Source organism: Micromonospora sp. NPDC004704 (assembly GCF_053601675.1).
The window spans coordinates 99652-110353 of the sequence record NZ_JBSGCD010000026.1; the positions used below are offsets into that span (position 1 = coordinate 99652).

10 protein-coding genes are annotated in these 10702 nt (G+C 70.6%); 6 read left to right on the forward strand and 4 right to left on the reverse strand.

Going from position 1 to position 10702, the window contains the following annotated elements:
* Positions 1–90: 90 nt before the first annotated feature.
* Positions 91–1020, reverse strand: coding sequence for a LysR family transcriptional regulator (locus ACWEFB_RS28380; protein WP_452290227.1), 930 nt, complete (start codon positions 1018–1020; stop codon positions 91–93).
* 97 nt (positions 1021–1117) lie between these two features.
* Here ACWEFB_RS28380 and ACWEFB_RS28385 point away from each other — a divergent pair, with 97 nt between their 5' ends.
* The 5 genes from ACWEFB_RS28385 (at position 1118) to ACWEFB_RS28405 (ending at position 7525) form a co-directional block, all read left to right on the forward strand.
* The gene (locus ACWEFB_RS28385; RefSeq protein ID WP_452290229.1) at positions 1118–2161 is read left to right on the forward strand and encodes a YeiH family protein; all 1044 of its coding nucleotides are present in this window, start codon (positions 1118–1120) and stop codon (positions 2159–2161) included.
* Positions 2162–2367: 206 nt separating this feature from the next.
* On the forward strand, positions 2368–3870 hold the full coding sequence (locus ACWEFB_RS28390) for a hypothetical protein (protein WP_452290231.1): 1503 nt from the start codon (positions 2368–2370) through the stop codon (positions 3868–3870).
* Positions 3871–4025: 155 nt separating this feature from the next.
* Positions 4026–5675, forward strand: a complete 1650-nt coding sequence (locus tag ACWEFB_RS28395; protein ID WP_452290233.1) for a hypothetical protein — start codon at positions 4026–4028, stop codon at positions 5673–5675.
* A gap of 143 nt (positions 5676–5818) precedes the next feature.
* On the forward strand, positions 5819–6655 hold the full coding sequence (locus ACWEFB_RS28400) for a GNAT family N-acetyltransferase (protein WP_452290235.1): 837 nt from the start codon (positions 5819–5821) through the stop codon (positions 6653–6655).
* 33 nt (positions 6656–6688) lie between these two features.
* A complete protein-coding gene (locus tag ACWEFB_RS28405) occupies positions 6689–7525 on the forward strand; it encodes a GNAT family N-acetyltransferase (RefSeq protein ID WP_452290237.1) in 837 nt (278 codons plus the stop codon).
* 8 nt (positions 7526–7533) lie between these two features.
* Here ACWEFB_RS28405 and ACWEFB_RS28410 read toward each other — a convergent pair whose 3' ends face one another.
* Genes ACWEFB_RS28410 through ACWEFB_RS28420 form a run of 3 tightly spaced genes read right to left on the reverse strand, consistent with a single transcriptional unit; the run spans position 7534 to position 10129 of the window.
* Positions 7534–9489, reverse strand: a complete 1956-nt coding sequence (locus tag ACWEFB_RS28410; RefSeq protein WP_452290239.1) for a hypothetical protein — start codon at positions 9487–9489, stop codon at positions 7534–7536.
* Entirely contained in the window at positions 9486–9749 is a 264-nt protein-coding gene (locus ACWEFB_RS28415; RefSeq protein WP_452290241.1) for a hypothetical protein, read from the reverse strand. Before ACWEFB_RS28415 ends, ACWEFB_RS28410 begins: the two co-directional genes overlap by 4 nt.
* A complete protein-coding gene (locus ACWEFB_RS28420; protein WP_452290243.1) occupies positions 9746–10129 on the reverse strand; it encodes a DivIVA domain-containing protein in 384 nt (127 codons plus the stop codon). The genes ACWEFB_RS28415 and ACWEFB_RS28420 overlap by 4 nt, the downstream gene beginning before the upstream one ends.
* 311 nt (positions 10130–10440) lie before the next feature.
* Here ACWEFB_RS28420 and ACWEFB_RS28425 point away from each other — a divergent pair, with 311 nt between their 5' ends.
* Entirely contained in the window at positions 10441–10662 is a 222-nt protein-coding gene (locus ACWEFB_RS28425; RefSeq protein ID WP_452290245.1) for a winged helix-turn-helix domain-containing protein, read from the forward strand.
* Positions 10663–10702: the final 40 nt, after the last annotated feature.

Consider the following 10702-nt stretch of genomic DNA (forward strand, 5'->3'; position numbering starts at 1 on the left):
ACCGGGCGGTCGGCGTACCAATCGCGATTTCTTGGCCGGGTCAAAGCCTGGCTTATGGGTCGGGCCGGGAGCCGGTCGCGCCCGGCCTGCTCAGCCGGCGGGACGATGCTCGGGCGGGTGCGTCCGCGCGGCCCGGTCGATCGCCTGGAGCAGCGCCGTGGCCGAGCCGGTGAGTCGCCGTCCGCGCGGCCAGACCGCCCGCAGGGTACGGGCCAGCCGAAGGTCCCGTACCGGCACTTCGACCAGCAGTTTCGCGGACAGTTCCATCTCCACCGCGTTCCGGCTGAGCACCGCCGGGGCGGTCCCGGCCATGGCGGCGCCCTTGACCGCGGCGTTGGAACCGAGGGCCAGCTCCGGCGGGAGCGGGTCGAGGTCGGCCAGCGCCAGTTCCAGGGTCTCCCGGGTGCCGGAACCGACCTCGCGTACCACCAACCGGGTGCCGGCCAACTCGGCCGGCTCCAGCGGTCGGCGCCGTCGCGCCCACGGGTGCCCCGGCGCCACCACCACGATCAACTGGTCGTGCCCGACGATCAGGCTGTCGAGCCCCTCCGGGACCGTCGGTCCCTCGACAAAACCGACGTCGATCCCCTCGTCGGCGAGGACCAACCGGGCCACCTCGGTCGAGTTGATCACCGTCAGCCCGACCCGGATGTCCGGGTACGTCAACCGCAGGTGGTGCAGCCACCGGGGCAGCAGCGCCTCGGCGACCGTCATGCTCGCGGCAACCCGGAGTTGGGCGGCCCGCGCCTCACGCAGCGCGACGAGGCTGTGCTGGAACTCGTCCGCCGCACCGAGCAGCTGTACGGCCCAGCCGACGACAACCCTTCCGTCGTCGGTGAGCGGTGAACCCCGGTGGGTGCGCAGCAGCAGCGGCACCCCGGCCCAGCGCTCCAGGGCGGCGAGCCGCTTCGTCGCCGACGGCTGGGCGATACCGGCCGCCCGCGCCGCCTGACCGATGCTGCCGAGTTCGGCCACGTCGACCAGGAGCCGCAGGGTTTCGAGATCCGGAAGACCACTCATAGCCCCAGGCTATGACGTCGTTCGTGATCGAGGACTACTGCCGGCCGAGCTGTCGGCGCAGGCTGGGCCGGTGGGACCGGTATCGGGGGGTGACAGGGTGGCGGTAGCGGAACGGGTACGAGTCAGCGGGCGGGCACCAGCCCCGACCCCGCCCGGACCCACCGCCATCCTGCCCGGCCTCGCCCTCGCCGCCGCCGTGGCGTCAATCGGGTACGGCGTCAACCAGCTAGCCACCCCGGTCAGCCCGATGATCGTGGCGATCCTGCTCGGCGTACTGGTACGCAGTCTCGGCGGCTACCGGGAGTGGATGCGCCCCGGACTGACCTTCGCCGCCAAGGGGCTCCTCCGGGCGGGAATCGTCCTGCTCGGCCTGCAACTCGTCGCCTCCGACATCGTCGACCTCGGGTTCGGGCCGATCGGTGTGGTGGTCGTCAGCGTCGCGGTGGCCTGGCTCACCACCCGGTGGGTCGGGCGCCGACTCGGCCTGCGTCCCGCCACGTCGCTCCTGGTCGCCACCGGGGTCTCGATCTGTGGTGCGTCCGCGGTGCTCGGCATGAACGAGGTCGCCGACGGCGAGGAGGAGGACGTGGTGACCGCCATCGGGGTGGTCACCGTCCTGGGCACGCTCTGCATGCTGCTCATCCCCGCCCTGGGACTGCTGTTCGGCCTGGACGACACGATGATCGGCCTCTGGGCCGGTGCCAGCATCCACGAGGTCGGCCAGGTCGTGGCGGTCGGCGGTGCGATCGGAGCTGCCGCCCTCGCCACCGCCGTCGTGGTGAAGCTCTGCCGCGTCGTACTGCTCGCACCGCTGGTGGCGCTGGTCGCCATCGGCCGCCGTACCGCGACGGCGACGGTGGAGGGGCAGCGTTCCGGGCCACCCGTCCTGCCCTGGTTCGTGGTCGGGTTCCTGGCGGCGATGGCACTGCGTTCCACCGGCCTCCTGCCACACCAGGTGGTCTCCTCGGTGTCGACGGGCGCCGGACTGCTCCTGGCCGCCGCGATGTTCGCCGTCGGAACCTCGGTCGACCTGCGTACGGTCACCCGGAGCAGTGGACGGGCCCTGGCGACGGGAGCGGTCGGCACGGTTGTCCTGGCGGCCACGTCGCTCGGCGGGCTGCTGGTCGTCGCGACCCCCTGATGCTTCTCCGAACGAGAAGAGTGCGTTTCATTAACTGCTCCCGCGAGTACGGGAATCGTTTGTCCCGCGCGTATTCCACAGCGGCCCCGTGATCGTGGTCTTGCGTGATCGAGCAATGCCCTTGACCGACTCGGGTAGCCACAATGGACCGGCGACCCTAACCTGTGGAGGCAAACAGCCGGCAGGTACGGGGAAAAGAGGCGGTTATGCGGGGGATTGACAGTCGGGAGGTGAACCCGGCGAGCGACGTGATGCGGGCTCCGGATCCGTACGGCGCCACCTCTCCGGGTGAGTTCGTCAACGCGATGCGCGCGTTGAAGGAGTGGTCGGGCCTGACCTACCGGCAGCTCCAGCGCCGGGCGGCGGCCGTCGACGAGTTGCTGCCGCACAGCACGATCGCCGCCGCACTGAGCCGGAACACGTTGCCGCGCGAGGACCTGGTGACCGGTTTCGTCCGCGCCTGCGGCCAGGACGAGGCGACCGCCGCCGGCTGGCTCACCGTACGGAAGCGGATCGCCGCAGGTCTGCCCGTGCCCGCCGCGGTCGAGGCGACCCCCGATTCGGGTACGGACGAACCGTCGCCCGCCACCGCCGTCGCCGAGCCCGCCGAGGTTGAACCGGTTGACGTTGAACCGGTTGAGGTTTCAGCGGCTGTGGTCGTACCCGAGGAGGAGCCGGCGGCGGACGACGGGCCGCCACCGGGGGACGCGACGGAGCAGGAGTCGACCCCGGACCGGGCCGGCGTCGAACCGGCCGTTCCGTCGTTCGCCTCGGGGACGTTGGCGTCGACGGTCGCCCGGCGGAAGAAGGACGAGTGGGTCGGGACCCACCGGTACGACCCCGCCGTCGACGTGCCGCGCCCGGCCGGGCTGCGCTGGCTGGTGCCGCCGATCATGTACCGGACGGGTTGGGCGACCCGCGTCCTCTCCGCCGGAATCGTGGTCGTCCTCGTGTTCGTCGCCGCGGCGGTCACCGTACGGATCATCCGCGAGGTAGGCGGCGACGACCCCGGCGCGATCCCGTCGACCCTGGCCGAGGCACCCGAGGGCGACGAGCCCGCCGAGACCGGTGACGCCCTCGACGACGGCGCCGGTGGAGTCACGCCCCCGGCCCCGACCACGGGACCCACACCCACCCCGGCCCCCGGTAGCGCACCGGCCCAGCCACAGGCCAAAACGCCCACCCCGAAGCCCACCACTCCGAAACCCGCCCCTACCACGGCCGCCGCGCCAGCCCCGGCCAACGGCAATCCGGGTACGTTCGCCGGTGTCTACCGGATCCGTCCGGCGCACACCGGCCTCTGCGTCGGCGAAGGGCCCGAGCTGTACAAGTCGTCGGGGCGTACCGTGCTCGGCCAGCAGAGCTGCGGATCGGCGGGACCGCCGACGATTCTCGAACGGGTCAGCGGCAGCGTCTACCGGATCAAACTCGACCACCCGACGCACGGCATCGGATGCGCCACAGTGGACGAAGGAGCGGCCGGCGACGGCCTGCTGGTCGCCGGGGCCAACTGCGGAGCGAGTCGGAAGGACCAGCAGTTCACCCTGGAACCGGTCAGCACACCGGCGGCCGGTCACCGGATACGTTCCGTCGCTGGTGGCAGCTATTGCATCGGGGTCTACAACGGCAGCGACGACGTGGGTGTGCAACTGATCCAGACCCGCTGTGACGGCGGTAAACACCAGGTTTTTGCCATCGAGGCGCGGTGAAACTGCCGGCATTGCCATCGTTCCAGCCGGGCGGCGTCGGCCGATCGGTCCTTTACAGCGATGACCGGGCAGGGTGAACTGTTGCGTGGCATCGAACCCGCTCTCTGACCGTACGAACGGCAGGTGATCGGGACCATCACGGGGGTGAGGTAATCGTGTCGACGCACGACAGTGGTGCGCGTAAAGAAAGCGACGCTCTGCCGGGGCCACCGGAGGCGACGGCATCCGCGGCGACGTTCGTCAGGGCGATGCGCGCGTTACGCCAATGGTCGGGCTTCACGTACCGGCAGTTGCAGGGTCGGGCCCAGACGGCCGGGGACGTGCTCCCGCACAGCACCCTCGCGGCCGTACTCGGCCGGGGCACCCTTCCTCGGGAGGAGCTGCTGCGCGCGTTCGTACGCGCCTGTGGCGGTTCCGAGGCGGCGGTCGAGCAGTGGGTGGCGATCCGCAAGAGCATCGCCGCCCGAACCGAGCAGCCCCCAGCCGACGAACTCGTGTCCATGCCGGCGGCGGAGCCTCCAGCGTCTGCGGACAAGCCCGTGGTCGCGGAGAAACCTCCGGCGATTGCGACAGAGCTTCCCTTGGTCGCAGCAGGTTTCCCCGTGGTCGCGGCAGGGTTTCCCGTGGTTGCGGAGGAGCTTTCCTCGGTGGCGAAGCCGGCGACCGTGATGGCGGAGGAGCGCTTCGCCGACGCCGGTCCCACGCCGGTCCCGCCCTCAGCAAACGGTGAACCCGTGCCACCGGCAGACAGTGAACCCGTGCCATCGGCAGACGGTGAACCTGTGCCATCGGCAGAGGGCGGAACGGCGGGGGAGCTGCGGGCGGGTGGGTCCGCGGAGGTGCCGACGGATGAGCGGCCGGCAAAGCCACCGACAGACGAGCCGACAGACGAGCCTGCCGGCGAGCCGGCAGGGGAGGAGCGCGGCGACGCCGGGGACGGGTGGCCGACCACGCAGCCCGCGCCACGGCCGCTGGCTGCCGCGACAGCGCTACAGGAGCGTTACCGGTGGACGGGTGTACATCGGCGGGACCCGGCGGTCGACGTGCCGAGGCCGGCGGGGCTGCGCTGGCTGATCCCGCCGATCATGTACCGGACCGGCTGGGCGGCACGCGTGCTCTCCGGGGCGTTGGTGCTGATCCTCCTGCTGATCGGCGTAGGTGGGGTCCTGCGATACCTCCGCCCCGCACCCGACGACGGCTACCAGCCCGGCGTCGAGGACCCGTACGCCCTGGACGAAGAGCCGGGGGAGGAGGAGGGCGTTGACGTACCGGTGCAGGACGGCACGCCCGATCCCGCCCCGAACGCGCCCGCGCCGACCGTCACGCCAACCCCGGCCACGGCCACCTCCACCCGCCCTCCGGTCAGCCCGACTGCCGTACGGCCTACGACGGCTCGGCCCGGAACCACCGCGCCGACGACCCCGGCCAGGGGGAACGAGCCCGTGGGGGCACCGGCGCCACAGCCCAAGCCGGCGGCCACGCCGTACCTGACCGCTTCGGTGAGCACCGAGTGTCGGGGCGGCGGGAGCTGGGGCTTCTCCATCTCGGGGACGTTGCACAACGCGTCGGTCGGGTACGACCCGCACGGGGGCGTCGACCACCAGAACGGCACCATCTACGGCTATCCGATCAGCGGGGACGGCTCGACCAGCTTCTCCGGGACCGTGCCGAAGTACTACGGCTTGGACCACGAGCTGACGTCGCCCACAGCGGGTTGGGAGTTGGAGGTGTGGGTCAACGGGGACATGATCACCGGTACCCGGATCTCCAAGTCGGGTACGGTGAGCCGCCCCTCCGGCTGCTGACCCGACGCGAGTGAACTGCCCGTTTGTCCGGCGATTCACATCACAATCGCCTTCCGGGGCTACCCGCAACCGGGGCCTGCCGGTTGAATTGCGGCGTCTCCGCGAAAGCCTCGCGAATCCGCGAATATTCATTGGGATGTCCCGTGCCGTCAGAGAACCTGACCAGGATCACCGAGTTCATCACCGCCGAGTTGAACTTCCAGTACGTCGAAATCATGTCCGAGCGCGGCCGGACCGAACTCGGTCTGACCGGCGCCCGGATCGGCGGCGGCGCCGCGCTGGCGATGCGGAACGACCCCACCGACGGTGGCTGGAACAAGACGATCGGACTCGGTTTCACCGAACCCGTGAGCGCGAAACTGATCGGCGAGGTTGTCGACTTCCACCGGGAGCACGGCAGCCCGTCGGCGCAGATCCAGCTCGCCCCGGAGGTCCTGCCGCCGGACTGGGACGACATCCGCGCCGCGTACGGGCTGACCGCCGGTGACGCCACGGTGAAGCTCGTCGGGGACGTGGACGACTTCAAACCCGGCACCACCGACCTGCGGGTGGGCAGGGTCGGGGTGGAGGACGCCGAGGAGTGGGCGAGCATGCTCGAAGAGGTCTTCGGCCTGCCCGAGCAGTTCAACTCGTCGCTCGTCGCCGCCGTCGGGCGCCCGGACTTCCTCACCTTCGCGGCCTGGGACGGGGACACGATGGTCGCCGGCGCCGGCCTCTTCCTGTACGGCGAGTTCGCCTCGCTGCACAATGGGGCGACCCGGGAAAGTCACCGCAACCGTGGCGCACAGTCGGCTCTGCTGACGGCCAGGGCGCAGGCCGCCGTCGAGGCGGGTGTCCGCTGGCTGTTCAGCGACACCGGCAAGCCGGCCGAGGGCGAGTCGAACCCGTCGCTCAACAACATGATCCGCTCGGGGCTCACCCCGATGTACAACAACCAGAGCTGGATCTGGCGCCCCGAAGGCAACACCACCGCAGGCTGACCCGTACGACGACCGACGTTCACGGGGGACTGGATGTCAGCACCGGAACTGATCGCCCTCGCGGAACTCACCGAGGCCGAATTCGGATACCAGCTCGGAAGCAGCGCCCCGGAGTCCGTACGGTCGGCTCTCGGTGTCACCGTGGACCGGATCGGTGGGGGTGTGGTGCTCGCGATGAGCAACGACCCGACCGGTGGGTTCTGGGACAAGTCCGGCGCGTTCGGTGTCACCGAACCGGTCACCGACGAGTTGATCGGTCGGGTCGTCAACTTCCACCGCGAGCACGGCAGCCCGAGGACAGAGATCACCATCGCCCCGGACTTCCTGCCCCCGGACTGGGAGGCAATCTGCTCGGCGTACGGCCTCATCCCCGGTGACCGTCAGGTGAAACTCGCCTGCGACGTCGACGACTTCAAGCCGGCCACGTCGGACCTCCGCGTCGGCCCGGTCCTGCCCGCGCACGTGGACGACTGGACCAGGCTGGTCGGCACCGTGCTCCGGTCGACCGACCCGGACATGCTCCGGATGCTCGGCGCGTTCGTCGCGAACCCCCGGGTCCGTGCGTTCGCCGCGTGGGACGGGGACGAACTGGTCGCCGTCGCCACCCTCTTCGTGTACGGCGAATGCGCCTCGTTCAACATGGGGATCACCAAGCCGACCCACCGCAACCGTGGTGCCCAGTCGGCCCTGGTGACCGCCAGGGCGGTGGCCGCCGCCGAATCCGGCTGCCGTTGGCTGACGGCCGTCACCGCCAAGCCGACGGCGGACCTCCCCGTTACCTCCTACAACAACCTGGTCCGCTCGGGCTTCGCCCCGCTCTACGAACGCCAGGGACAGGTCTGGCGACGCGAACCCAGCAGCACCGACTGACCGGCCTGTCAGGTGCCGCTGCCGTCGGGTAACCGCAGGTGGATGTGACACCCGGTGGGTGTGAGGAGCGCGGCGACCGGTTGCCCAGGATGGCGACGACCGAGCTGGCGAATGCACTCCTCCGGGTCGTCGCCGGTTCCGGCCGCCAGCGCCGGGGACTGCGGCACCGGGATTGCTCGGCGTGGGTCGGTGGGCACGGCCGCACAGATCGACATTCCGAGGTACGCCCAACAGGTGGCAACCGCCGACCCCACGCTCGGATGAAACGGGCGCTGGGGTGTGAAGTGCTCGACCTGGTCGGGCCGGAGCACGTCGACCTGCCACGCTTCGGCGTACTGACGGAGTGAGGTGTGGGGCTGGGGCTGGTTCACTTCGACGGTGACCGCCAGGGCGAGGTGCAGCCCGTGGACCAGCCGGATCAGCTCGGGCAGCGGGGGCGCGGCCGGCAGGCTGGTACGTACGAGGAGGCGGGCGGCGGGGCGGCCGGCGGTGAGGGTGGCAACGTGTCGGGTGAGTGGGTCATCGTCGGGGTGGTGCAGCGGAATGAGCCCGTCCCGGCTGCCCGGATCGACGGGGACACCGGTGTCGAGCTCGGTCAGGTGCTCCGGTCGTACGCCGAGGATGTTGGCCCAGTGCGCGAGCCGGTAGTGACTGGGGAGGGCGACCACCGGCGTGCCGTCGGGTTGCAGGGCGACCGGCGGCGCGGGCACCGGTCGCTCGGGGTCGGCGAGCCAGTTGAGGTGCAGCACTCGGTTGTCGAGGTCGGTGATCATGACAACCGCGCCGAGATAGCGCCGACGACTGCCCCGACAGGTGCGGCAGCCCGGCAACGGTGACTGCGAGCCGGTGCAGTCGGGGCAGTCGAGGCTCGGGACCGCCGCGCCCTGCCAGCTCGGATCCGGCGGTTCGCAGGCCCTCTCTGCCCGCGTGTGCCGGCGACGGACGATCTGGCCGGTGTCCGAAGCGCTGTACGTCTCCCAGCTTCCGGCCCGCCTCAGCCCGGTGTGCCACCAGCGGCCGTCCCGCCAGATCGCCTGGGCACCGAGCATCGGCTTGTCAGTGCAGGCGTCGACACAGTCGGCGCGGATTCGCTGTTCGAGCCGGTCCACGTCCAGGTCGAGAGTGGTGGGCGGCTGCGGTGGGCCGTTCGGCACGACCAGGTAGGCCGGCGCGGTCAGGGCACGTTCGCGCAGCCCGTGCAGGGCGTCGGTGACGGTGGTCGAATCGAGGGCGGCGGTCAGACTGTCGAACCGACGATGCTGCTCGGTGGGTACGGGCGCGGCCGGGGTGTCGTAGCGGATCGCCCAGGTCAGGTCGCCTGACCATTGGCTGCGGGCCTCGATGACCAGGTCCAGGCAGAGCTGACCGGCGAAAATCGCCAGGTGGGCCAGTCGCTCCTGGACGGTGGGCGGTGGCGGGGCCGGCGTGCTGCGGCCCAGGTGGACGAGCCACGGGTCCCCGGAGCGGCGGGCCAGCGCGATGGCTTCGAGGCTCCGCCGTTGCTCGGCGGGCAGGTCCGGTCGCCACGCGTCGGGGAGCAGGACGGTCAGCTCCTCGAACGGCCGGTCAGGGGTGGTCGGTTCGTGGACGGAGGCGACGCCGACCTGGGCGGCGAGGTCCAGGACGAACGGGGCCAGGTCGAGGGCGGGATGACCCTCGCGGTCGAAGCCCGGCTCGACACTGCCGGGCACCACACTCGCGGAGGCGACCGCACCGGTGTCGAGGTTGACGACGGTCAGCACAAGCTGGGGGCGGCGGGTGCCGAGCTGGCGGCAGTCGTGGCAGGGGACCGCGACCGTACCGATGCCGTGGCAGAGCAGGCAGTCGACGTACGCCTCGTGGGTTGTGGGGTTGGTGGTGTCGACCAGGAGACGGTTCCCGCCTCGGGTGCACCGGCAGTTGACCAGGAGAAACGTGGTGCCGGCGCAGTCCGGGCACTCGACCGGGGCTGGTGGTCCGGTCATCGGGCGATCCGGGGGTTGCAGTCGCCAGAATGGTCGCTGCGCAGCACGCAACGCCGTCCGGTGGTCAAGGCCCGACCACAGAACACCCGGTGTACGACCTCAGGCTCGTCCGGCGAGGTGAGCGTGATGTCCCGGGTGTCGAGCGCGCGGAACGCCGCCGCGATCGTGTGCCCGATCGTGCGGGCGATGACGGCCGCGGTCTGCGGGTTCGCGGCCCGGATCGGCAGGTGGACGGTGAACTGCCGGCGGTTGCCGCTCACCGGTGCCTCGCCAGGTGACGGGGGTGCGGCGCCTGCGTCGACTGCCACTGCCGCAGAGCGGTCTTGATGCGTACGTTCTCGTCCCGGCTCGCGGCCAGCTCGGCGTAGACCCGTTGCAGGTCATCGGCCACCCGGTTGAGGAAGACGTTCACCTCGTCGGGGTCGAGTCCACGGCGACCGAGGCGGGTGGGGTGGAAGCGCTGGTTGCGTACGTGCCACGGGCGGAGGGGGAGTTGGGCGGTGCTGCGGTAGGTGGAGGCACGGGAGTTCCGGTGGAACGGGCCGGTGTCGGGGCGGGGTGTGGGTGGGGTGCTGGTGGTGGGGATCGGGGTCGGTGGGCGGGAGCGGGACGCGAAGAGGCGACGGAGGAACGTACGCACGGGCAGACCTGCCTTTCGGGTACGAGGTGACCGGGGATGGCCTGCCCGCGTGCTGAGCACGGACAGACCATCCCCGCCTCTGTCGGCGTACGCCCTTCGGGTCGCCGTATGCCGACAAAGTCGCTGGTAGAGAACCGAACGGCACAGTTGGTGGGGCTGCCTGTGCCGGTGGAACCTGAACGGGAGAGGCTCAGTGCCGACCGAGCGATCTCGTCCTTCAACTTACGTTACGGAGTAACGTAAGGCTACCCCGTAACGCATGTTCCCCCGGGCGTGTGGTGTGTTGACGCTGCCGACCGAGGGAGCGACGTATGTCCACACCCCTGTACCAACAGATCTCCAACGACATCGCCGAGCAGATCAACAGCGGCGTGCTCAAGCCCGGCGACCGGATTCCGAGCACCAAGCAGCTCATGGAGCGGTACGAGGTCAGCGAGACCGTGATCCGCTTCGTCATGATCCAGCTCAAGGCACAGGGCCTCGTCTACGGCCAGCAGGGCCGAGGCGTCTATGTTGTGGATCGAGGTGCCTGAAGGAGTGGATCGGCCATCGAAATGCTCTCGCCGTGCGCGG